Source organism: Ramlibacter agri (assembly GCF_012927085.1).
Classification (GTDB): domain Bacteria; phylum Pseudomonadota; class Gammaproteobacteria; order Burkholderiales; family Burkholderiaceae_C; genus Ramlibacter; species Ramlibacter agri.
The window spans coordinates 1069709-1092650 of the sequence record NZ_JABBFX010000002.1; the positions used below are offsets into that span (position 1 = coordinate 1069709).

22 protein-coding genes are annotated in these 22942 nt (G+C 69.7%); 13 read left to right on the top strand and 9 right to left on the bottom strand.

All coding sequences use genetic code 11. The features are described 5' to 3' along the window. The first annotated feature begins 40 nt into the window (after nt 1–40). The 6 genes from HHL11_RS23580 to HHL11_RS23605 all read left to right on the top strand — a co-directional run bounded on the left by HHL11_RS23580 (nt 41) and on the right by HHL11_RS23605 (nt 5373). Nucleotides 41–1000: a Bug family tripartite tricarboxylate transporter substrate binding protein gene (locus HHL11_RS23580; RefSeq protein ID WP_169420991.1), complete on the top strand. Its 960-nt coding sequence runs from the start codon at nt 41–43 to the stop codon at nt 998–1000. 90 nt (nt 1001–1090) lie between these two features. Then, nucleotides 1091–2245, top strand: a complete 1155-nt coding sequence (locus HHL11_RS23585) for a CaiB/BaiF CoA transferase family protein (RefSeq protein ID WP_169420992.1) — start codon at nt 1091–1093, stop codon at nt 2243–2245. Beyond that, nucleotides 2242–2961 carry an enoyl-CoA hydratase/isomerase family protein gene (locus HHL11_RS23590; protein WP_169420993.1) on the top strand — a complete coding sequence of 240 codons (720 nt, stop codon included), beginning with the start codon at nt 2242–2244 and terminating at the stop codon, nt 2959–2961. Before HHL11_RS23585 ends, HHL11_RS23590 begins: the two co-directional genes overlap by 4 nt. Beyond that, complete coding sequence (locus HHL11_RS23595) at nt 2958–3548, top strand: cysteine dioxygenase family protein (RefSeq protein ID WP_169420994.1); 591 nt, start codon at nt 2958–2960, stop codon at nt 3546–3548. Before HHL11_RS23590 ends, HHL11_RS23595 begins: the two co-directional genes overlap by 4 nt. After that, nucleotides 3545–4561 (top strand): glycine/sarcosine/betaine reductase selenoprotein B family protein, encoded by a 1017-nt coding sequence (locus HHL11_RS23600; RefSeq protein WP_169420995.1) that lies wholly within the window; start codon nt 3545–3547, stop codon nt 4559–4561. The genes HHL11_RS23595 and HHL11_RS23600 overlap by 4 nt, the downstream gene beginning before the upstream one ends. A gap of 68 nt (nt 4562–4629) precedes the next feature. Continuing rightward, complete coding sequence (locus HHL11_RS23605; protein ID WP_169420996.1) at nt 4630–5373, top strand: IclR family transcriptional regulator; 744 nt, start codon at nt 4630–4632, stop codon at nt 5371–5373. Between the two features lie 8 nt (nt 5374–5381). Here HHL11_RS23605 and HHL11_RS23610 read toward each other — a convergent pair whose 3' ends face one another. The 4 genes from HHL11_RS23610 to HHL11_RS23625 are packed head-to-tail and all read right to left on the bottom strand — an operon-like array spanning nt 5382 to nt 9031. After that, a complete protein-coding gene (locus tag HHL11_RS23610; protein ID WP_169420997.1) occupies nt 5382–6260 on the bottom strand; it encodes an ABC transporter permease in 879 nt (292 codons plus the stop codon). Beyond that, a complete protein-coding gene (locus HHL11_RS23615) occupies nt 6253–7053 on the bottom strand; it encodes an ABC transporter ATP-binding protein (protein ID WP_169420998.1) in 801 nt (266 codons plus the stop codon). Before HHL11_RS23615 ends, HHL11_RS23610 begins: the two co-directional genes overlap by 8 nt. A gap of 5 nt (nt 7054–7058) precedes the next feature. Next, entirely contained in the window at nt 7059–8060 is a 1002-nt protein-coding gene (locus HHL11_RS23620) for an ABC transporter substrate-binding protein (RefSeq protein WP_169420999.1), read from the bottom strand. 8 nt (nt 8061–8068) lie between these two features. Further along, nucleotides 8069–9031 carry a tripartite tricarboxylate transporter substrate binding protein gene (locus HHL11_RS23625; RefSeq protein ID WP_169421000.1) on the bottom strand — a complete coding sequence of 321 codons (963 nt, stop codon included), beginning with the start codon at nt 9029–9031 and terminating at the stop codon, nt 8069–8071. A gap of 170 nt (nt 9032–9201) precedes the next feature. Between HHL11_RS23625 and HHL11_RS34875 the strand changes: the two genes are divergently transcribed. Beyond that, nucleotides 9202–10614, top strand: coding sequence for an AMP-binding protein (locus HHL11_RS34875; protein WP_169421001.1), 1413 nt, complete (start codon nt 9202–9204; stop codon nt 10612–10614). A gap of 3 nt (nt 10615–10617) precedes the next feature. Here HHL11_RS34875 and HHL11_RS23635 read toward each other — a convergent pair whose 3' ends face one another. From HHL11_RS23635 to HHL11_RS23645, 3 genes are read right to left on the bottom strand one after another with little or no spacing between them, the layout of a single operon-like run. Then, the gene (locus HHL11_RS23635; RefSeq protein WP_169421002.1) at nt 10618–11544 is read right to left on the bottom strand and encodes a dimethyl sulfoxide reductase anchor subunit family protein; all 927 of its coding nucleotides are present in this window, start codon (nt 11542–11544) and stop codon (nt 10618–10620) included. Then, nucleotides 11541–12299: a 4Fe-4S dicluster domain-containing protein gene (locus tag HHL11_RS23640; protein WP_169421003.1), complete on the bottom strand. Its 759-nt coding sequence runs from the start codon at nt 12297–12299 to the stop codon at nt 11541–11543. Before HHL11_RS23640 ends, HHL11_RS23635 begins: the two co-directional genes overlap by 4 nt. Next, a complete protein-coding gene (locus HHL11_RS23645) occupies nt 12296–15205 on the bottom strand; it encodes a molybdopterin oxidoreductase family protein (protein WP_169421004.1) in 2910 nt (969 codons plus the stop codon). Before HHL11_RS23645 ends, HHL11_RS23640 begins: the two co-directional genes overlap by 4 nt. A 52-nt stretch (nt 15206–15257) precedes the next feature. On the opposite strand from HHL11_RS23645, the gene HHL11_RS23650 reads away from it, so the two are divergent. Then, nucleotides 15258–16160, top strand: a complete 903-nt coding sequence (locus tag HHL11_RS23650) for a LysR family transcriptional regulator (protein WP_169421005.1) — start codon at nt 15258–15260, stop codon at nt 16158–16160. 70 nt (nt 16161–16230) lie between these two features. Then, nucleotides 16231–16614 carry a nitrate reductase associated protein gene (locus HHL11_RS23655; protein WP_169421006.1) on the top strand — a complete coding sequence of 128 codons (384 nt, stop codon included), beginning with the start codon at nt 16231–16233 and terminating at the stop codon, nt 16612–16614. 68 nt (nt 16615–16682) lie between these two features. Here the strand turns inward: HHL11_RS23655 and senA are convergent, their stop codons facing one another. Beyond that, a complete protein-coding gene (senA, locus tag HHL11_RS23660; RefSeq protein ID WP_169421007.1) occupies nt 16683–17921 on the bottom strand; it encodes a selenoneine synthase SenA in 1239 nt (412 codons plus the stop codon). Between senA and senB the strand changes: the two genes are divergently transcribed. Together senB and selD are read left to right on the top strand one after the other, a co-directional pair. Further along, a complete protein-coding gene (gene senB / locus HHL11_RS23665; RefSeq protein ID WP_169421008.1) occupies nt 17909–18886 on the top strand; it encodes a selenoneine biosynthesis selenosugar synthase SenB in 978 nt (325 codons plus the stop codon). The genes senA and senB overlap by 13 nt on opposite strands. Further along, a complete protein-coding gene (selD, locus tag HHL11_RS23670; protein ID WP_169421009.1) occupies nt 18883–19953 on the top strand; it encodes a selenide, water dikinase SelD in 1071 nt (356 codons plus the stop codon). The genes senB and selD overlap by 4 nt, the downstream gene beginning before the upstream one ends. Here the strand turns inward: selD and HHL11_RS23675 are convergent. Continuing rightward, a complete protein-coding gene (locus HHL11_RS23675; protein ID WP_169421010.1) occupies nt 19940–21106 on the bottom strand; it encodes a methyl-accepting chemotaxis protein in 1167 nt (388 codons plus the stop codon). The two genes, selD and HHL11_RS23675, sit on opposite strands and share 14 nt — an antisense overlap. Nucleotides 21107–21344: 238 nt before the next feature. On the opposite strand from HHL11_RS23675, the gene glgC reads away from it, so the two are divergent. Together glgC and HHL11_RS23685 are read left to right on the top strand one after the other, a co-directional pair. After that, complete coding sequence (glgC, locus tag HHL11_RS23680; protein WP_169421011.1) at nt 21345–22661, top strand: glucose-1-phosphate adenylyltransferase; 1317 nt, start codon at nt 21345–21347, stop codon at nt 22659–22661. A 75-nt stretch (nt 22662–22736) separates the two neighbouring features. Then, nucleotides 22737–22904, top strand: a complete 168-nt coding sequence (locus HHL11_RS23685) for a hypothetical protein (protein ID WP_169421012.1) — start codon at nt 22737–22739, stop codon at nt 22902–22904. Nucleotides 22905–22942 lie beyond the last annotated feature (38 nt).

Here is a 22942-nt window from a genome sequence, read left to right on the forward strand (position 1 = left end):
TTCTATTATGGAATTTCCGTTTTCATTTGTGGAACACACCATGACCCGCATCGCCGCCACCCTCGCCGCGTTCGCCTTCGCGGCGGTGTCCCACCAGGCGCTGGCCGCCTGGCCCGACAAGCCCATCAGGCTCGTCATCCCCTTCCCGCCCGGCGGTGGCACCGACGTGGTGGGCCGCCTGATCGGGCAGAAGATGTCCGAGGAACTGGGCGTGACTGTGGTCATCGACAACCGGCCCGGCGCGGACACGCAGATCGGCACCGCGCTGGTGGCGAAGGCCGCGCCCGACGGCTACACCATCGGCATGGTGACGCCCTCGCTGGCGATCAACAAGACGCTGTACGCCGCCACGGCGCAGTACGACCCGATCAAGGACTTTGCGCCGGTCAGCCTGGTCGCCGCCACCCCCTTCTACCTGGCCGTCGCCACGCAGGCGCCCTACAAGACCGCCTCCGATCTGGTCGACGCGTCCCGCAAGCCCGGCGCCAACTTCACCTACGGCACGGCCAGCAGCATCGGCTACCTCAGCGGCGAGCAGACGCGCGCCGCGCTGAAGCTCGACGCCCGCCACATCCCCTACAAGGGAAGCGCGGCCAGCGTGACGGCGGTGGCCGCCGGCGAGCTCACTTACACCATCGACACGATCCTGGCGATGCGGCCGCTGGTGGACGCCGGCAAGCTGCGCATCCTGGGCACCTCCGCGCCGCAGCGCGTGAACGCGTTCCCCGAGATCCCGGCGCTCGGCGAGACCTGGAAGGGCTTCAGCATCGTCAGCTGGTGGGGCATCGTCGCGCCCGCGGGCACGCCGGCCGCGGCGGTAAGCCGGATGGACAAGGCGCTGGCGAAGATCCTCACCACGGCGGAGATGCGCCAGAAGCTCGAGGCGCTGGGCGCGGTGGCGAACTACGCCGACTCGGAGAAGTTCTCCGCGGTGATCCGCCACGACCTGGACTCCTACGGCGACACCATCAAGTCGGTCGGGCTGGAGCCCGGCCACTGAGTGCTGCGGGGCCGGCGCTTGCGCTGGCGCGCCTCGGCCCCTAGAATCACAAATACAGAATACTTAATCCATATTTTGGAACACCATTCGATGTCCTCCCCGCAACTCCCGCTCCACGGCGTCACCGTCGTCGAGTTCTGCCAGGTGGCGGCCGGCCCCTTCTGCGGCATGCTGCTGGCCGACTTCGGCGCCGACGTGGTGAAGGTCGAACCGCTGGAGGGCGACAGCCTGCGCCAGTGGCCGCCGCTGTCGCAGGGCTACAGCGAGAACTTCGCCTCGCTCAACCGCGGCAAGCGCTCGGTCGCGCTCAACCTGAAGGACCCGGCGGACCTGGCGTTCGCCCGCTCGCTGGTGCTGCAGGCGGACGTGCTGGTGGAAAACAACCGGCCCGGCGTCATGGAGCGTCTCGGCCTGGGCTGGTCCTGGTTCCGCGAGCACCACCCGAAGCTCGTGTACTGCTCCATTTCGGCCTACGGCCAGAGCGGGCCGCGCAGCGGCGAGGGCGGCTTCGACGTCACCGTGCAGGCCGCCGCCGGCGTGATGAGCGTGACCGGCGAAGCGGACGGCGCGCCGGTCAAGTGCGGCGTGCCGGTGTCCGATTTCACCGCCGGCCTCTACGCCGCCTACTCGATCGCCGCCAAGCTGGCGCAGGTGCGCGCCGGCGGCCGCGGCGGCCAGGTGGACGTGCCGATGTTCTCCACCACGCTCGCCATCGCGGCGCTGCAGACGAGCGAATACTTCGGTACCGGCCACAACCCCCGCAAGCTCGGCTCCGCGCATCCGCGCAACGCGCCCTACGAGGCCTTCCGCGCCGCCGACGGGCACTTCGTCATCGCCGCGGGCAACAACAAGCTCTGGCTGTCGGTGTGCGAAGTGGTCGGCCTGCCCGAGCTCGCGCAGGACCAGCGCTTCCCGACGCCCAGCGCGCGGGCGCAGCACCAGGCCGAACTGAAGGCGATCCTCGAGCCGCGCTTCATGCAGCAGCCGGTGCAGCACTGGCTGGCGCGCTTCGCCGAGGCCGGCGTTCCGCACGCGCCCATCAACGGCTACGGCGAGGCGCTGCAGGACCCGCAGGCGCGCCACCTGGAGCTGGTGCAGCAGATCACCCTGCCGGGCGGCGTGACGACGCGCACGGTCGCCTGCCCCGTGCGGCTGGACGGCGCGCCCGTGCCCCTGCGCGACTCGCTGCCGGCACTGGGCGAACACACCGAGGCGCTGCGCAACAAGATGATGGAAACGACATGACGCAGGGCGAAGGCATCGCGCGCATCCGTCTGGACCGGCCCGAGAAGGGCAACGCGCTCTCCACCCGGCTGGTCGCCGCGCTGGCGGCACACGTGGCGGACGCGGTGGCCGACCCGCGCGTGCACACCATCGTGTTCAGCGGCGAGGGTCGCCACTTTTGCACCGGCTTCGACCTGTCGGACCTCGAGACCGCCAGCGACGCCGACCTGCTGCAGCGCTTCGTCCAGATCGAACTGCTGCTCGACGCCGTCTGGCGCGCCCCCGTGCGCACCGTGGCGCTGGCGCAGGGCCGCACCTGGGGCGCGGGCGCGGACCTGTTCGCCGCTTGCGACGTGCGCCTCGCCGCGCCCGACGCCACCTTCCGTTTCCCGGGCGCGGGCTTCGGCCTTGTACTGGGCACGCGCCGGCTGGCCGTGCGCGTGGGCCGCGACGAAGCGCGCCGCCTCACCTGCGACGGCGGTTCGCTGGACCAGGCGCAGGCCCTGCGCACCGGGCTGGCGAGCGCCGGCGCGGAAGCCGGCGCCGACAGCCTCGCGCCCTGGCTCGCCGCGCCTGCGGTGGACCGCGCAACGGTCGCGGCCTTGCGCGCGGCGACGGCCGACGCCGGCTCGGACGCCGACCTCGCCGCGCTGGTACGCTCGGCGGCGCGCCCCGGCTTGAAAGAGCGCATCGTGGCCCACCGGGCCCGCACCCTGGCCGCCAAGGCAGCCTCATGAGGACGCAAGCAGTGAACGACCTCGCACCCCTGCGCGCATTCATCCGCGACATCGAGCGCATCGTCGCCAAGGGCGGCGAGAAGGTGCCCGAACAGGCGGCCGAGCGCATGCGCCAGCTCGTCGCCACCGACGGCTGGCTGCCCGACTCGATGGCCGAGCCGCACGAGAAGTTCTACCAGCAGCACCTGCTCTACGCCGATCCGCAGGACCGCTTTTCGCTGGTGAGCTTCGTCTGGGGCCCGGGGCAGAAGACTCCGATCCACGACCACACGGTCTGGGGTGTCATCGGCATGCTGCGCGGCGCCGAATTCGGCCAGCGCTACGAGCTGGGCGCCGGCGCGCCGCGCAAGCTGGGCACGGAAGGCCGCCTCGAACCCGGCCAGGTGGAGATCGTGTCGCCGACCCACGGCGACGTGCACCTGGTGCGCAATGCCTTCGACGACCGCGTCAGCATCAGCATCCACCTGTACGGCGGCAACATCGGCCGCACCAGCCGCCACGTCTTCGACGCCGAGACCGGCCAGTCCAAGGCCTTCGTCTCCGGCTATTCGCGCACCCTCGACCCTTTCGACCCGAAGAGACCATGAGCAACATCAACCCTGCCGCCGACGAGAAGCCCCTTGCCCAGTCCGAGCTGGATGCCCTGCTCGGATTCGCGTCCGACGAGGACAGCCCCGTGCCCTACATGAAGCGCACGCGCGACTGGTACCTCGCCCTGGGCTACAACAACCCCTACCGCTACGCCCACTACCTCGAGGTGCCGTTCACGCCGCTGAAGAAGCCGCTGTCGCAATCGACCGTGGCGCTGCTGACGACGGCGTCGCCCTACCAGCCGGACAAGGGCCCGCAAGGCCCCGGCGCGCCCTACAACGCCGCCGCCAAGTTCTACGTGCCCTACACCATGGACACGTCCAGGGACCACGACGTGCGCGTCTCGCACGTGGGCATCGACCGCAAGCACACCTCCATGGAGGACAGCAACAGCTGGTTCCCGCTACCGGCGCTGCGCCGCCTGGCGGCCGCCGGCCGCATCGGCAAGCTGGCCGCGCACGCCCACGGCGTGCCGACCAACCGCAGCCAGCGCCACACGCTGGAAATCGACATCTCGATGATCCTGGAGCGCTGCAAGGCCGATGGCGTCGACGTCGCCGTGCTCGTGCCGAACTGCCCGATCTGCCACCAGACCATGTGCCTGACGGCGCGCGCACTGGAGGCCGCCGGCATTCCCACGGTCATCATGGGCTGCGCCAAGGACATCGTGGAGCACGTGGGCGTGCCGCGCTTCCTGTTCTCCGATTTCCCCCTGGGCAATGCCGCCGGCAGGCCGAAGGACCCCGAGTCGCAGGCCGCCACGCTGGAGCTCGCCCTGCGCGTGCTGGAGACGGCGCCCGCGCCGCGCACGACGGTGCAGTCGCCACAGCGCTGGAGCGCCTCGGCGGCCTGGAAGCTGGACTTCTCCAACATCGAACGCGTGTCCCCCGAAGAAATCGCCCGGCTGCGGGCCGAGTCCGATGCGGCCAAGGCCACGGGCAAGGCGATCCGGGAGGCCAACGGCGTGCTCACGGGCGACTCGAAGGAAAAGCAGCCTGCCGCGGCCTGAGCCGCAGGGGCGGCCAGGGTGGTTGCTATCATCGTCCCGCCCCGCATGACGGAGGGGTGGGACGCGACATGAACAACACACTGGTCAAGGGACTCCAACTGCTCGAACACCTGGCGCGCAGCGACAGCGCGCTGGGCGTGACCGAGATCGCCACCCGGCTGGAGCTGGGCAAGAGCAACGTGCACCGGCTGTTGCAGGCGCTCGTGGAGCTCGGGTACGTGCAGAAGAACGAGGCGCGCGGCACCTACCAGGCGACGCTGAAGCTGTGGGAGCTGGGCACGGCGCTGGAAGCGCGGCTGACCATCAAGGGCGCGGCGCGCGAAGCGATGGAGCAGTTGCTGAAGGACACGCGCGAGACGGTGCACCTGTCCGTGCTCGATGGCGACGAGGTCGTCTACATCCACAAGCTGGACAGCCCCGAGCCCGTGCGCGCCTACTCGGAAATCGGCGGCCGCGCGCCCGCCTATTGCGTGGCCACCGGCAAGGCCATCCTGGCCTGGCAGGACGAGGGCTACCTGCAGGGGCTGTCGCGCCGCCTGACGCGCCACACCGAGAAGACCATCACCAAGCCGGCCGAATTCCTGCACGAACTCGAGCGCATCCGCACCACCGGCTATGCGGTGAACCGCGGCGAATGGCGCGAGACGGTGTGGGGCGTCGCCTCGCCCATCCTCAACACCGAGGGCAACGTGCTGGCCGCCATCGGCATCTCGGGCCCGTCGGCGCGCATCAAGCCGACGCTGATCAAGCGGCTCGCCGCCGACGTGATGGCGGCGGCCGACACCGTCTCGGGCAAGCTCGCGCGCGGCTAGGAACCTCCCTAGCGCTGCATCCCCCACTTGCGCACCGTCGCGTTTTCGACGGTGCGGAACACCAGGCTTTCGACCAGCAGGCCGATGATGATCACCGCCAGCAGGCCGGCGAACACGTTGGCGGTCTCCATCTGGTTGCGGTTCTCGAAGATGTACCAGCCCAGCCCGCCGCCGCCGCCATTGCTGCCGAACACCAGTTCGGCGGCGATCAGCGTGCGCCAGGCGAAGGCCCAGCCGATCTTCATGCCGGTGAGGATGGAGGGGAAGGCCGCCGGCACCAGGATCAGCACGATGAAGCGCACGCCGCGCAGCCCATAGTTCTGGCCGGCCATGCGCAGGGTATCGCTCACCGACAGGAAGCCCGAGTGCGTGTTCAGCGCCACTGGCCAGATCACCGAGTGCAGCAGCACGACCAGCGTGCTGGGCGTGCCGAGCCCGAACCACAGCAGCGCCAGCGGCAGCAGCGCGATGGCGGGCAGCGGGTTGAGCATCGCCGTGGCGGTGGACAGGAAGTCGGTGCCGATGCGCGTGGTGACAGCGAAGGTGGTCAGCAGCGCCGCCACGGCCAGGCCGATGCCGTAGCCCATGGCCAGCACGCCCAGCGAGTTGGCGATGCGCTGGGGCAGCTCGCCGCTGGCCATGCCGCGCCAGAAGGCGACGCAGGTGTCCGTGAAGGTGGGAAACAGCAGCGGGTTCTGCACCACCCGGCTGTAGCTTTCCCAGGCGATGGCCAGCACGGCCAGCACCACGAGGCGGCGCGCCAGCGCATTGCCCCAGAACTTCTCCCAGGGCGAGAGCTCGCGCTGGACTTCGCCCGCGGCGGCCGGCGGCGCCTCGGGCAGGACGTATTCGGGGCGGCGCGCGGCCGCCGGCTGGATGTCATGCATGGACCGGCTCCTGGGCCGCCTGGCCGGGGGCGAACAGCATCTCCTCGATGCGCGCCTGCAGCGCGCCGAACCCGGGGCTGCCCGGGCCTTCGGTGACCGAATCGAGTTCCGCGCGCACCCGCCCGGGGTGCGGCGACAGCACGAGGATGCGGGTGCCGACGATGATCGCCTCCTCGATGGAATGGGTGACGAACAGCGCCGTGAAGCGGGTGTCGTCCCACAGGCGCAGCAGCTCCCGCTGCATCTTGCGGCGGGTGAGCGCGTCCAGCGCGGCGTAGGGTTCGTCCATCAGCAGCATGGCCGGCTCCATCGCCATGGCGCGCGCGATCGCCACGCGCTGCTTCATGCCGCCCGAGAGCATGTGCGGATGCAGGTCGGCGAACTGGTCCAGCCCCACCTTGGCGATGTACTTCACGGCGCGGGCCGCCGCCTCGGCGCGGGCCACCCGGCGCGATGCCAGCAGCGGGAACATCACGTTCTGCCGCACCGTCTTCCAGGGCAGCAGCTGGTCGAATTCCTGGAACACCATCATGCGGTCGGGGCCGGCGCCGCGCACCTCGCGGCCGTCCAGCCGGATCTGGCCCTCCACGGGCGCCATGAAGCCGCCGACCGCCTTGAGCAGCGTCGACTTGCCGCAGCCCGAGGGGCCGAGCAGCACGAAGCGGTCGCCGCGGTGCACCTCGAAGCTCACGCGCTGCGTGGCCGTCACGAGGTGGCGGCCGGTGCGGTACTGCAGGGTGACGCCCTGCACCTGCAGGAGCGGCGTGGCGGCCGCGGGCAGATCGCGCTGCATGGCTTTCACTCCTTCACGTAGTCCTGCAGTTCGGGGAAGAACACGTCCTGCCAGCGCGCCGGCTTGGCCTGCAGCCGCTTGGTGGCGTACATGAAGTCCGAGATCTTGGTCAGGTTCAGCGGCTCCATCTTGAAGCTCACCACCTGCGGGTCCTTCAGCTGCCGCACGATCTCCTCGATGCTCTCCTTGTCGTTGCTGGTGCGCTTGTAGATCTCGGCGGCCTCGGCCGGCCTGGTGTTGATCAGCTCGATCGCGTCGTTGTAGGCCTGCACGAAGGCCTTGAAGGTCTTCGGGTTGGCGTCGTGGAACTTCACCGGCGCGAACACGATGGACGAGCCGTGCGGGCCGCCGAACACGTCGTAGCTGTCCAGGACCTTGTGCGCGCCGTTCTTCAGCTCCATCGCCTGGTAGGGCGGCGCGGAGAAGTGGCTCTTGACCTCGGTCTTGCCGGAGGAAAGCATCGCCACCGCGTCCGGGTGGCCCATGGCGACCGTGTTCGCATCAAGCCTTGCGTAGCTGTCCAGGCCGAAGTCCCTGGCCGCCTGCATCTGCAGGATCAGCGCCTGGGTCGACACCTTCACGGCCGGCAGGGCGATGCGGTCCTTGGGGCCGTAGTCCTTGATCGACTTGATGCGCGGGTCCACGGACATCAGCCAGACCGGCCCGATGCCCACCTGCGTGACGCCCTTGACGGCGCCATGCGTCTTGTCCCAGAGCACGCTGAAGTTGGCATAGGCGCCGCTCGCGAAGTCCAGGCTGCCGGAGAGGATGGCATCGGTCATCTGGGCGCTGCCGGAGAAGCGGCTCCACTTGACCTGCAGGTCCTTCAGGCCCGCTTCGGCCGCGCGCTTTTCCAGCAGCTTGCGGTCACGCATCACGGTCAGCGGCAGGTAGACGAGGCCGAACTGTTCGGCGACCCGCACCTCCTGGGTTTCGGCGCGGGCGACGGAGGGCGCGACCGCCGCGGCGAGCGCCAGCGCGAGCAACGGGGAGAGCAATTTCTTCATGGCATTCCTCAGTCGACTTGCAAGCGGTTTTCCTTGACCAGCGTGCCGTACTTGGCGAACTCGGCCTGCAGGAAGGCGTTGAACTCTTCGGGCGTCTGCTTCAGCGGCGTGGCGCCAAGCGAGTCGATCGTGTTGCGCACGTCGGGCATCTGGATGATCTGCTGGATGGCGGCATTGAGCTTCTGCGTCACCGCTTCCGGCATGCCGGCGGGGCCGATGAAGCCGAACCAGCCGACGATGGCGTAGCCGGGCATGCCCTGCTCCGCCACGGTGGGCACCTGGGGCATCTGCGGCGTGCGCTGCGGCGAGGTAACGCCGACGATGCGCAGCTTGCCGCTGTCCACCTGCGGCTTGATGCCGGTCAGCGTGAAGAAGGAGTAGGCCACCTCGCCCGTCATCACGGCCATCATCGATGGCGGCGTGCCCTTGTAGCGGACGTGGACCGAGTCGATGCCGCCGAGCTTCTTGAGCAGTTCGCCGGCCAGGAAGGCGTCGGCGCTGGAGGTGGAGTAGTTCAGCTTGCCGGGGTGCTCCTTGCCCCAGCGGATCAGCGCAGGCAGGTCCTTGGCCTCGTGCTGCGGCCAGGCCACCACGTAGAAGGGCGAGGTCGCCAGCCCGGAGATCGGCGTGAAGTCCTTCGCGGCATCATACGGCAGGTTCGGGTACAGCGCCTTGTTGACCGAGAAGCCCGAGGTCAGCAGGCCGATGGTGTAGCCGTCGGGCGCGGCCTGGGCGACGGCGCCGGTGCCGATCTGCGTGTCCGCGCCCGGCTTGTTGTCCACCACCACGGCCTGGCCCAGCAGCGGGCCGAGCTTGGCGCCGACCAGCCGGGCCAGCACGTCCACGCCGCCGCCGGGCGGGAAGGGCACGATGATCCGCAGGGGCCGTTCAGGCCAGGCGGCGTGGACTGGAGGCGGACCGAGCGCGGCGGCCAGCACGGCCGCGCAGGCAAGAAGGGTTCGGCGTTGCATGGCGTCTCCTTGGTTCTCAAATACGGAACACAGTTTCTTCTTATTGGAATGCGATCGTGGAGATTCGCGGCGATCGTGTCAACCCCGAATTGAGCTTGCTCGGGATGACCCTTAGGATGCATTTCGTTTTTGGGAATACATATTCCATATTTAGGAACGATGGAGCAGCAGTGAACACCGAACCCTTCCACACCGGCCCGGCGGTCGCCGACGCCATGGCCCGCCGCGACGCCGCCGCCTACATGGCCGCGCTGGACGAGCACCGCATGCGCAAGCTGGGCCCGCAGCTCGCCTGGTGCTTCGCCAACGAGTACTACGGCGCGAAGATGCGCGCAGCCGGCATCTCCGACCCGCGGGAGATCCGCAGCCTCGGCCAGTTCCGGGCCCTGCCCGCCTTCATGAACAAGGCGTGGCATCGCGAATCGCAGGCCGAATCGCTCGCCCGCTACGGCCATCCCTTCGGCATGCACCTGTGCGCGAAGCTGGAGGACGTGCTGCACGTTGCCGGCACCTCCGGCACGACGGGGCTGCCCACCTTCTACCTGTTCACGAAGAAGGACCTGGAGCTCAGCTTCCTGACCCTGACCCGCATGTTCAAGTTCTGCGGGCTCAAGCGGGGTGACACCGTGCTGCACCTCTACGGCCTGAGCATGTGGGTGGCCGGCACGACGATGATCCAGGCGGCGGAGTCCATGGGCGCGCGGCCCATCCCGCTGGGCGCCGAGGCCGGCGTCACCAAGGCCTTGCAGTACATCGAGATGTGCCGCCCGAGCGCGCTGTTCTGCACGCCGTCCATGCTGTCGCACCTCGTGGACCGCGCGCCGCAGCAGCTGGGCAAGCCGCTGTCCGCCTTCGGCATCCAGCGCGTGATGTGCGGTGGCGAGCCGGGCCTGGCGATTCCCGAAATGCGCAAGCGGCTGCAGGAAGGCTCCGGCGCAAAGCTGTACGACATGAGCGGCGGCGCCTGGACCAACGCGGCCTGCGACTGCGGCGGCCCCGAGCACATGGGCCAGCACGTCTGGGGCGAGGACTACTGCTTCCGCTACGACCTGGTGGACCCCGAAACCCGCAAGCCGCTGCCGCTGGTGGACGGCGCCGTCGGCGAGGCCATCCACACCGGTCTCGAATACGAAGCCGCCCCGGCCCTGCGCTATGCCAGCGGCGACGTGCTGCGCCTGGCCGTGGGCGAATGCCCGCACTGCGGGCATTTCGGCGCGCGCTTCAGCTTCGTCGGCCGCGCCGACGACCTGATGAACATCGGCGGCGTGAAGGTCTACCCCACCGCGGTGAAGGAAGTGGTGGAGAGCCTCGCGCCGGCCATCAGCGGCCAGATGCAGATCCTGCTGGACGCGCCGCCGCCGCGGGTGGTGCCGCCGCTGAAGATCGCGGTGGAGGCGGCGGCGAACGTGGTCGAAGGGGACTGGGCCGGCCTGCAGGAAAAGATCGAGCAGCGCCTGCACGCGGCGCTGAAGATCCGCGCCAAGGTCACCCTGGTGGCGGCCGGCTCACTGGCCACTTCCAACCTGAAGACCAGGCTCGTGCACGTCGTCCCCGCGGGCAAGCCGGTGCCGGCCCAGCCCTGAGGTTCACGAGACGACCTGGTAGTAGAGGTTCTGCGGGTGGCGCGCCTGGGCGAAGAAGAACCAGCGCTCCGCCAGCAGGCCGGCGAACTGCAGCGGGAAGGCGAGCAGGCACACGGCCGGCGCGTTCGCCGCGATGCCGATGGCGAGCACCACGATTGGCAAGGCGAAGGTGAACACCAGGAATATCCGCTTGGTGTTGCGCACCACGCTCGCAGTGGCGCCGTGGAAGAACTCGCGCGTGTTGAACGAGCCGCCGGTCATGCCCATGGACTTCTGCACGACGCGCTGCGCCTGGATGCCCGTGGCCGACTGCGTGGTGGACTTCGGCTTCAGGCGCGCATTGCGGCGCAGCGCGAGGCCGCGCGTGATCCACGCGGCCGCCGTGAAGGCGATGGCCCAAGGCACGACGCCCACCGCGAAGCGCGTCTCGCCGGCCAGCACCGCCAGCGCGCAGGTGGCGACCAGGCCGGAGGACAGGCCCAGCAGCATGTAGTTGACGATGGTCAGCGGATGCGCCCATTCCTGAATGAAGCGGATGCACGCATAGATCATCGCCGTGCAGTACCACAGCAGGAAGGCGAAGGCGATCGTGAGCCAGGCCAGCACCGGCCTGGCCGCGGCGCCGTTCGACGCGAGGACTGCCCAGGCGCCGGTGAGGCAGATGAACACCGGCAGCACGATCACTTCGCGCGACATCCACGAGGTGCGCCACATCAGGGCGGCGCGCCAGGCGCGCAGCGGATGCCCCAGGTGGAAGAAGGACGCAGCCAGCGCGACCAGCAGCAGGCCGGTGGCGACCCACAGGATGGCCGAAGCCAGGCCCGCCGCGGGCGCGACGCCGAGCAAGGTGGCCACGGCCAGCGCAACCGCCAGGCCCTGCGCGACGCCGGCGATCGTGGTGAACAGGATGATGGACGCGGCGGGCTTCATGCGGCGCCCTCCTCCGCCGGCGCGGCCTGCTTGGCCCGTGACGGCGTGACCTTGCTGCGAAGGTAGTCGCGCAGGCTGAATTCGCCTTGCGTGCTCTCGCAGGTGGACTGCGTCACCTTGCGCGGCAGGTAGTGGTTGGCCGGCTGCGTCTCCCACTCCGGCATCAGCTGGTAGCCGCCGCGCTCGCGGATCGCCTGGGACACTTCCGAGTCCGGGTCCTTGATGTCGCCGAACAGGCGCGCGCCGGTGGGGCAGGCCTTGACGCAGGCCGGCTTGCGGTCCGCCGGCGCCAGGTGCTCGTCATAGATCCGGTCCACGCACAGCGTGCACTTGGTCATGACCTTGCGCTCCTCGTCGAACTCGCGGGCGCCATAGGGGCAGGCCCAGCTGCAGTACTTGCAGCCGATGCACTTGTCGTAGTCCACCAGCACGATGCCGTCTTCCGCCCGCTTGTAGCTGGCGCCGGTGGGGCACACCGGCACGCAGGGCGGATCCTCGCAATGCACGCAGCTTTTGGGGAAGTGGATGGTCTGCGTGTTCGGGAAGCTGTCGGCCTCGTAGGTCTGCACCCGGTTGAAGAAGGTGCCGGTGGGCTTGGCGCCGTAGGCGTTCAGGTCGGCCAGCGGGCCGGCCGCGCCCGAGGTGTTCCATTCCTTGCAGGAGGTCACGCAGGCATGGCAGCCCACGCAGACGTTCAGGTCGATGACCAGCGCCAGCTGCTTGGCCAGCGTTTCGGCTTGTGGGGCTTGGCTCATGATTTGCGGTTCACGAAATAGCTGAGGACTTTCCTGGCACCGCCCAGCACGCCGGGCGTGGCGGGCATGGCGGCGACCTGCGGATAGCTCTCGCCGGCTTCCTCCGGCGCCGCCGGCCGCAGCTTGACGCGCACGTCGTACCAGCCGGCCTGGCCGGTGACGGGGTCCGAGTTGCTGATGCGCTTTTCGCCGAAAGGCAGTTCCTCGGTGATCAGGTGGTTCAGCAGGAAGCCCTTGCGCGACTCGTCGGCCCGCGGGTCCAGCTGCCAGGCGCCCTTGCCCTTGCCGATGGCGTTCCAGGTCCAGACGGTGCCCGGCTCCACGGCGTCGCTGTAGCGCACCATGCAACGCACCTGGCCCCACTTGCTGGTAACCCAGGCCCAACCGCCGTCCGCCACGCCGGCCGCCTGCGCCGTCACCGGGTTCACGTGCAGGTAGTTGTGGCTGTGGATCTGGCGCAGCCAGGCGTTCTGCGAGTCCCAGGAGTGGTACATCGCCATCGGGCGCTGCGTGATGGCGGACAGCGGAAACTCCTCCGTGTCCACGCACTCGTTTTCCAGCGGCGCGTACCAGAAAGGCAGCGGGTCGAAATAGGTGGCGATGCGCTCGCGCAGGTGGTCCGGCGGTTGCCGCCCCTGCGTCTTGCCTTGCGCGGCCAGGCGGAAACTTTGCAGCGTGTCCGAGTAGATCGCCAGCTGCACCGGGTCGTTGCGCTGGCGCCAGCCCTTGTCCTTGGCGAAGTCCAGGTAAGGCTGGTTCCAGTTGCGCATGTACTGCTGGTCTTCCGGCATGTGGTACTGGAAGACGCAGTTGTTCTGCGCGTACATCTCCCACTGCTTCGGGTTCGGCTCGCCGCGCAGGTGCTGCGTGCCGTCCTTGCCGCGCCAGCCCATGAGGAAGCCCACGCCGGGCTGCGCCTGGTAGTTGACGACGAAGTCCGGATAGTCCTTGAACCTGCGCGAGCCGTCCTCGTTGGTGAAGGCCGGGAACTTGAGGCGCGAGGCCAGTTCGATCAGCACTTCCTGGAAGGGCTTGCACTGGCCGGTGGGCTCGACGACGGGGATGCGCACTGAATCCACCGGCCCGTCGAACTCGGAGATCGGCCGGTCCAGCATGCTCATGACGTCGTGCCGCTCGAGGTACGTGGTGTCCGGCAGCACGAGGTCGGCGAAGGCCACCATCTCGCTCTGGAAGGCGTCGCAGACGACCAGGAAGGGGATCTTGTATTCGCCGTTCGCGTCCTTCGCGTTCAGCTTCTGGCGCACCTCCATGGTGTTCATGGTGGAGTTCCACGCCATGTTCGCCATGAAGATCAGCAATGTGTCGATGGTGTACGGGTCGCCGCGCTCCGCGTTGGTGATCACGTTGTGCATCAGCCCGTGCGCCGACAGCGGATGCTCCCAGCTGAAGGCGTGGTCGATGCGCAGCGGCGAGCCGTCGGCATGCACCGCCAGTTCTTCCGGGTTGGCCGGGAAGCCGAGCGGCGCCGCGTTGAGCGGCGTGTTCGGCTTGATCATGGCCGGGTCGTTGAAGGCGCGGTAGTTGGGCACGATGTGCCGCGGGTACGGCGCCTTGTGGCGGAAGCCGCCCGGGGCGTCAATGGTGCCCAGCACGCTCATGAGGACGGCCAGCGCGCGGATCGTCTGGAAGCCGTTGGAGTGCGCCGCCAGCCCGCGCATGGCGTGGAAGGCGACCGGCCGGCCCTGCGTGGTGGCGTGTTTCCTGCCCCAGGCGTCGGTCCAGGGAATCGGCAGTTCGAAGGCCTGGTGCAAGGCGGTCTCGCCCATTTCGCGCGCCAGCAGCTTGATGCGCGCCGCCGGGATGCCGGTGATCTCTTCCGCCCATTCGGCGGTGCAGCTGGCAACGCGATCCCGCAGCAGCTGGAAGGCCGGCGCCACGCGCGTGCCGTCTTCCAGCTGGTAGTGCCCTTCCAGCGCAAGGTCGCGGCCTTCTTCCACGCCTTGCGGATAGGCCTGCACCACGCGCCCGCTCGCCTTGTCCCAGGCCAGCTTGTTGTGCGGGTGGCGGCCGTCGCCGGGCGGGCCGTTGGCCGGGTCGAAGGCGAACAGGCCTTCGCGCTCGCCTTCGTCCAGCACCACCAGCTGCGGCGCGTTGGTGAAGCGCTTGAGGAAGACGTGGTCGACCAGGTCCGTGCGCAGCAGCTCGTGCAGCAGGGCCATGAACAGCGCGCCGTCGGTGCCGGGGCGGATCGGGATCCATTCGTCGGCGATCGCCGAATAGCCGGTGCGCACCGGGTTGATGGAAATGAAGCGGCCGCCCTCGCGCTTGAACTTGCCCAGCGCCATCTTCATCGGGTTGCTGTGATGGTCCTCCGCCGTGCCGATCATCACGAACAGCTTCGCGTGGTCCAGGTCGGGGCCGCCGAATTCCCAGAAGCTGCCGCCCACCGAATAGATCATGCCGGCGGCCATGTTCACCGAGCAGAAGCCGCCGTGCGCCGCGTAGTTGGGCGTGCCGAACTGGCGCGCGAACAGGCCCGTGAGCGCCTGCATCTGGTCGCGGCCGGTGAAGAGCGCGAACTTCTTCGGGTCGGTCGCGCGCAGGTGGCCGAGCCGCTCTTCCAGGATGGAGTAGGCGCGCTCCCAGGAGATGGTTTCGAACTCGCCGTCGCCACGGTCGGCGCCCTGCTTGCGCAGCAGCGGCTGCGTCAGGCGGGCGGGCGACACCTGCTTCATGATCCCCGAGCTGCCCTTGGCGCAGATCACGCCCTTGTTGATCGGGTGGTCCGGATTGCCGTCGATGTAGCGGACCTGGCCGTCCTTCAGGTGCACGCGGATGCCGCAGCGGCAGGCGCACATGTAGCAGGTGGTGGTCTTGACCTCGGTCCCGGCCAGCGAACTCCGGGTGGGATCGTGCAGGGGCTCGCCAGAGAGGAACTTGAGCATATGCTCATGCTAAGGACGATCTAAAGAGTCCAGTCGCATAATTCCGTTTGCAGTGACCCGAAAAACCGATCAACGACTCAAGCTCACCCTGCGCCAGCTGGAGGTGTTTGCCGCCGTGGCGCGCGGGGGCACTACCCGCGCGGCCGCCGACGAGATCTCGCGCTCGCAGTCGGCGGCCAGCAATGCCTTGGGCGAGCTGGAGACGGTGCTGGGCGTCCAGCTGTTCGACCGCGTCGGCAAGAAGCTGGTCATCAACGAGAACGGGCGCGCGCTGCTGCCCAAGGCGGCCGGCATCCTCGATGAAGCGCTGGAGACCGAACTGCTGTTCACCACGGCACACGCGGCGCCCCTGCGCCTGGCCTCCAGCTACACCATCGGCGAATACCTGCTGCCCGGGCTGATCGCCGGCTGGAAGGCGACGCATGCGCGCAGCAACGTCAAGCTCAAGATCGCCAACACCCACGACGTGTTCGATGCCGTCGCCTCGTACACCGCGGACCTTGGCTTCATCGAAGGCACGCACACCCACCCGGAAGTGACGGTGCGCCGCTGGCGCAGCGACGAACTGGCGATCGTGGCGGCGCCGGACCACCCGCTGGCGCGCCGGCGCGTGACCGCGCGCCAGCTGCAGCAGGCCACCTGGGTGCTGCGCGAAGAAGGCTCCGGCACGCGCGAAGCGGCCGACCGCTGGCTGATCCGGCACCTGCCGCAGATCGACGTGGAACTGGAGCTTGGCAGCAACGAGGCGGTGAAGCGCGCCGTGGCCGCCGGCATGGGGCTCGGCTGCCTGTCGCGGCTGGCGGTGCGCGATGCCGTGCAGGAGGGTTGGCTGGCGGAGATCGCCACGGCGCTGCCGCCCACGCAGCGCCCGCTGTCCATCGTGACGCACCGGGCCAAGCGGCTGGGCGCGGCGGCCCAGGCTTTCCTGGAGCACTGCATGAGCACTGCGGCCTGATCGCTTTTTCTGCTCAGGCCGATCGGAATTATGGGCATCGGCCGTTCACGCGCGCGCCTATGCTGTCCGCATGCAGTTCGACCTGAGTCCCGACCTGTCCCCCACCGCCTGCCTGGACGTCGACTCGGCGTCGGCCCGCGACCTGGCCTGGCTGCCCTACGCGGTGCGCTTCAAGCTCGACGAATGCGGGTTGACGCTGTCCCTGCGCGACTGGCAGCAGCTGGCCCTCGCCGAGCGCGCCGCCTTGGTGCGCACGCCGCTCGTTCCCGGCACGACCGGCTTCGAGCAGCTGGCCCGGGCCTGCGGCGCGGGCGACGATGCGGGAGGACAGCGCACCGACGGCAACGTCGAAGGGGTCGCCAGCCAGGACTGGCTGGCCCGCTCCACGCCCTTCGCGCGCTACGTCCTGCGCAAGCTCGTGCACAAGAAGCTGGCACATCAGCAAGCAGCCTGAACGGGCTCCTTCCCTTTTTGCGGCCGCGCGGTGGCCGCGCTGCGGGCGCCGACGCTCGACCTGCGCTCTCAGGGCAGCGCGCAGGACCGCAAGCCGGCGTAGACATCCCGCCGGTGCGGCTCGAAGAAATTGCGATAGCACGCATGCGCCAGGAAGGCTGAAGTCGCCTGGCAGGCCCCGCGCAGCACGCGCCGCGTGCCGAACCACGGCGCCGAGTAGTCGCGATAAGGATGTGGCGCGAAGCCCGGATGCGGCGCGAACACGCTGGCCGTCCACTCCCAGGCCTGGCCCCACAGGAAGCCGGGCTGGTGGCGCGCGGCGCATTCCCATTCGGGCTCGGTCGGCAGGCGCCGGCCGGCCCAGCGGCACCAGGCCTCGGCCTCGTGCGCGCTCAGGTGCTGCGCGGCCTGCTGCAGGCGCAGCCGCTGCCAGCGTCCGCCCGCGGCCTGCTCCCAGCCGGATGGCCCCCAGCGCAGGTACAGCGGGAAGCGCACGCGCTGCGCCGCCAGCCAGCGCCGCCCTTCCTCGCTCCACCAGGCGAGGTCCTCGTAGCCGCCCGCCTCCACGAAGGGCAGGTAGCGGGCCCAGCTCAGGGGCTGTGCATCGATGCGGAAGGCGTCCACCTCCAGCGCCTGCGGCTGCAGCTCGTTGTCGAAGGCGAAGCCGCCCTGCTCCGGGCCCAGCCGGAAGCTCTGCGCAGGCACGGCCAGCTCCACCGCCTCATCGACGTCCGGCACCGCGGGCGCACGCACCGCCAGCCCCAGGCCTTCGGCCATGTACTGGAAGGCTTCGGCGTGCATCAGTTCGTGCAGCGTGACCAGGCGATAGAAGTACAGCGCGTCGTCGCCGGCGTCGGGCGGCAGGTCGGACAGCAGCGCCAGCGTGCGCTCCAGCGTGCGCGCGAGGTAGTCGCGCGTCCCCGCGGCATCGGGCAGCGCCAGCTCCCAGCGGGTGCGGTGCGCCACCCGGCTCGAGTCGTACCACTGGTCCGCGCGCGGCAACAGCGAAGGCGCGCGCGCATGCGCCGGATCGCAACGCGTGCCCAGCGCGCGCTGCCGGTTGCGCGCGATCCAGTATTCCTGGAACCAGGCCAGGTGGCCCAGCTCCCACAGCGGCGGATTGCGTTCCGCCGCGTAAGGCACGCCCGGCCAGCTGCGGCCCAGGGCCGCCTGCCAGTCGTCGGCCAATGCCAAAGTACGCTCGCGCGCGGCCAGCAAGGCCGCGCGCACATCCGCCGCCAGGCCGCGGCGCAGGGCCTGGGCAGGCGAAGGTCCATCCGCGCTATAACCGCGCCATGTCGCTTCCATCGCTCGTGATCGTAAGCCCGGCGGCGGCCAACGCCAACAACGGCAATGCGCGCACGGCGGAGCGCTGGGCCGGCTTCCTCGCCGACGGCTGTGCCGTGCGCATCGTGCAGCGCTGGCCCGACGAGGCGGCCGCGGGCGACGCCGCCATGATCGCCCTGCATGCGCGCCGCAGCGCACCGGCGATCCGCGCCTGGGCCCAGGCCCATCCGGGGCGCGGGCTGGCCGTGGTGCTGACCGGCACCGACCTCTACCAGGACATCGCGGTCGACGCCGACGCGCAGCGCTCGCTCGAATTCGCGCAGCAGCTGGTGGCGCTGCAGGAATGCGGGGCCGAGGCGCTGCCGCCCGCGCAGCGCTCCAAGGCCCGCACCATCTACCAGTCGAGCCCCGCGCAGCCGCCCCTGGCCAAGCCCGGCGGCGCGCTGCAGGCCGTGATGGTGGGCCACCTGCGACCGGTGAAGGCGCCGCAGACGCTGTGGGCCGCCGCGCACCTGCTGCGCACCAGCGAAGGCATCACGTTCACCCACATCGGCGACGCCAGCGGCGACGCGACGCTGCGCGACGAAGCGACGGCCACTGCGCGCGATTGCCCGCACTACCGCTGGCTCGGCGCGCTGCCGCATGCGCAGACGCTGGAGCGCATCCGCGCCGCCCACGTGCTGGTCCACACCAGCACGCTGGAAGGCGGCGCCCACGCGATCCTGGAGGCCGTCAACTGCGGCACGCCGGTGCTGGCCTCGCGCGTGCCGGGCAACGTCGGCATGCTGGGCGCGGATTACGCCGGCTACTTCCCTGCCGGCGACGCGCCGGCGCTGGCTGCGCTGCTGCGCGCCTGCCAAGACCCCGCATCCGGCCTGCTCGCGCGGCTGGCTGCACAATGCGCCCTGCGCGCGCCCCTGTTCGCGCCCGCCGCCGAGCGCAGCGCCGTGCTGCGCCTGGCCCAAGACCTGCTGGAAGCCCCATGAACGCACCGCTGAAACCCACTGCCGCCGAACCCCGCCTCACCTCGCTGTCGCATGGCGGCGGCTGCGGCTGCAAGATCGCCCCCGGCGTGCTGTCCGAGATCCTCCGCGGCACGAACAAGATGCCGATCCCGCCGCAGCTGCTGGTGGGCATCGAGACCGCCGACGATGCCGCCGTCTACCAGCTGAACGACGAACAGGCGCTGATCGCCACCACCGACTTCTTCATGCCGATCGTCGACGACGCCTTCGACTTCGGCCGCATCGCCGCCACCAACGCGATCTCCGACGTCTACGCCATGGGCGGCACGCCGATCATGGCGCTGGCCCTGGTCGGCATGCCGATCAGCGTGCTGAGCACCGCCACCATCGGCCGCATCCTCGAAGGCGGCGAGTCGGTCTGCCGCGCGGCAGGCATTCCCATCGCCGGCGGCCACACCATCGATTCGGTCGAGCCGATCTACGGCCTGGTGGCGCTGGGCCTGGTGCATCCGAAGCGCGTCAAGCGCAATGCCGACGCGCGCGCCGGCGACGTGCTGGTGCTGGGCAAGCCGCTGGGCGTCGGCGTGCTCTCCGCCGCGCTGAAGAAGGAAAAGCTCGATGCCGCCGGCTACGAGCGCATGATCGCCACCACCACGCGCCTGAACACGCCCGGCCCCGAGCTGGCCGCGTTGGACGGCGTGCATGCGCTGACCGACGTCACCGGCTTCGGCCTCGCCGGCCACGGCCTCGAACTCGCGCGCGGCGCCAGGCTGGCGGCCGTCATCGACTGGGCCAAGGTGCCCGTGCTGGAAGGCGTGCGTGAACTGGCGCAGGCTGGCTTCATCACCGGCGCATCCGGCCGTAATTGGGCCGGCTATGGTGCGGAGGTGGCGTTGCCCGCTGGCTTCGCCGACGCCGACCAGGCGCTGCTGGCCGATCCGCAGACCAGCGGCGGCCTGCTGGTGTCCTGCACGAAGGAAAGCGTCGACCAGGTGCTGGCCATCTTCCGCCGCCACGGCTTCGGCCAGGCCGCGGTGATCGGCGAAGTGCAGGCGCAGGCCGGCGGCAAGCCGCTCACGATCCGCTGAGCGCAGCGGGCTGGGTCCCGCCGCCCAGCCGGAAGCGGCTGACCGAGCGCACCAGCACGGCGGCCTGTTGCCGCATCGCCTCGGCGGCGGCCGCGGCCTCTTCCACCAGCGAAGCGTTGTGCTGCACGGCCTGGTCCATGCGGCTGACGGCCGCGCCGACCTGCTCGATGCCCGCACTCTGCTGCGTGCTCGCGGTGGCGATGCCGGCGACCAGTTCGTTCACCTGCGCCACCGCGGCCACCACTTCGTGCATCGTGCGGCCGGCGGCGGCTACGCGCGCCGTGCCGGCTTCCACCTTCTGCGTGGAGTCGGCGATCAGCTCCTTGATCTCGCGCGCGGCCGTGGCGCTGCGTTGCGCCAGGCTGCGCACTTCGGCGGCGACCACCGCGAAGCCGCGGCCCTGGTCGCCGGCACGCGCCGCTTCGACCGCGGCGTTGAGCGCGAGGATGTTGGTCTGGAAGGCGATGCCATCGATCACGCTGGTGATGTCGGCGATGCGGCGCGACGCGGCGGAAATGCCGTCCATGGTGCTCACCACCTCGCCCACCACGCCGCCACCGCGGCGCGCCACGTCCGAGGCGCCGCTGGCCAGCTGCGCGGCCTTCTGCGCGTCCTGCGCGTTGCGCGCCACCGTGGAGGTCAGTTCCTGCAGCGCGCCGGCCGTTTCCTCCAGCGTGCTGGCCTGTTCCTCGGTGCGCTCCGACAGGTGCTGGCTGCCTTGCGCCAGCTGCGCGCTGGTGTCGGCCACCGTGTGCGCGGACACCATCACGTCGCCGACCAGCGTGCGCAGGTGGCCGAGCATCTCGCCCTGCGCGCGCAGCATCTTGCCCATCTCGCCCTGGCCGCCCCCACGCACCTCGATGCCGAGGTCGCCGTCGGCGACGCTGCGGGCCGCCGAGGCGGCGTGCCGCAGGGCGTTCAGCAGCCCGCGCTGGGTAGAAATCGCGATCGCGACAGCCAGCAGGATGGCGACTGGCGCCAGCACGGCATAGACCCCGGCCAGCTGCTGCCAGGCCTCGGGCTGCGCCTGCACCGCGGCCAGGCCCCAGCCGCAAGCCAGGAGCAGCGCGATGGTCTGCAAGGCCACCAGCAGCGTGAGCTTGTGGGGGACACGGAGTTTGTGGAAGCGCTGGAACACAGTGGTGGCACCCATTCGTCTGACTGGCGGTTGCAGAATGCCACGCAGCCCGGCCGTGGGCAAGCTGCGCCCCTGTTCTGCGGCCGCCACGTCGCGCCGGCGCCTCAAACGGACGCCGTGTTAGCGCTGCCGAGGTCGGGTTGACGTGCGGGGCTGGCGCTGGCCGCCGGGCTGGAAATCGAAATGGTCCTACAGGGGCGAACCCGGCGTTAATCCACAGTGCATTCGGACAACGACCACCCGGGGGTGCCAGATGAAGGAGCAGAACCACGTGCTCGACGCCGTCGAAGGGCTCGCCCTGGACGACGCCCAGACCGACCGCTTGATCCTCAGCCGCCAGCTGCCCAAGCGCACGATCGCGCTGGTGCTGGCCGGCGGCCGCGGCTCGCGGCTGATGGACCTGACCGACCGGCGCGCCAAGCCGGCCGTGTACTTCGGCGGCAAGTTCCGCATCATCGACTTCGCGCTGTCGAACTGCATCAACTCGGGCATCCGCCGCATCGGCGTGCTCACCCAGTACAAGTCGCACTCGCTGCTGCGTCACCTGCAGCGCGGCTGGAACTTCCTGCGCGGCGAGGCCAACGAGTTCATCGACCTGCTGCCGGCGCAGCAGCGCGTGAACGAGGCCTATTGGTACCGCGGCACCGCCGACGCGATCACGCAGAACCTGGACATCCTGAAGGCCTACGGCCCCGAGTACATCCTGGTGCTGGCCGGCGACCACATCTACAAGCAGGACTACTCGCTGATGCTGCTGGACCACGTGCGCAGCGGCGCCAAGTGCACGGTGGGCTGCATCGAGGTGCCGCGCATGGAGGCCACCGGCTTCGGCGTGATGCACGTCGACGGCGGCCGGCGCATCACCGACTTCCTGGAGAAGCCGGCCGACCCGCCGCCGATGCCCGGCAAGCCGGACCGCGCACTCGCCAGCATGGGCATCTACGTGTTCCATGCGGACTACCTGTATTCGCTGCTGGAAGCCGACCTGGGCGCCGACGGCGACCACGACTTCGGCAAGAACATCATCCCGCTGGTGGTGAAGGAAGGCGGCGCCATCGCGCATCCGCTCAACCTGTCCAGCGTGCCGCGCGCGAGCCGCGAGAACCCGTACTGGCGCGACGTCGGCACGGTCGACGCCTTCTGGTCGGCCAACCTGGACCTGGCCGGCGACATGCCGGAGCTGAACCTGTACGACAACGAGTGGCCGATCTGGACTTACCAGGAGCAGCTGCCGCCCGCGAAGTTCGTGCCGGACGAGCGCGGCATGAACGGCGAAACGGCCAACGTGCTGATTTCCGGCGGCTGCGTCGTGGTCGGCTCCAACATCCGGCACGCGGTGCTGTTCTCCAACGTGCGCGTGCAGTCGTCCTGCACCATCCACGAAGCGGTGATCATGCCGGACTGCGTCATCAACCGCGGCTGCCGCCTGACCAAGGTGGTCATCGACCGCGGCGTCGAGCTGGCCGAAGGCACGGTGATCGGCGAGGACGCCGAGGCGGACAGCCAGCGCTTCTACCGCAGCCCGAGCGGTGTCGTACTGGTCACCAAGGAAATGCTGGCCAAGCCCTGACGCGCCGGCCGCCTACAGCCGGCGCTCCTGCGGGTCCTACGCGGCCGCACTGGCTCGGCCGTTAATCTCGGGAACGTGAACAACGAGGAAACTTCACCGGAAAACGAGGACACGGGCAGCTCGCATCCGAGCGGCCACAGTGGCCACGGCGCGGACAGCGCCATTAAGCAGCTGCACGAGTGGGAGGAGCGGCGCTCGCGGCCGCTGCAGCCGGAGCAGGACGACAAGCCTTCCGCCACCTGAACTCTTTCGGCCTCGCGGGCGGCGTTTTGGTAAAACGC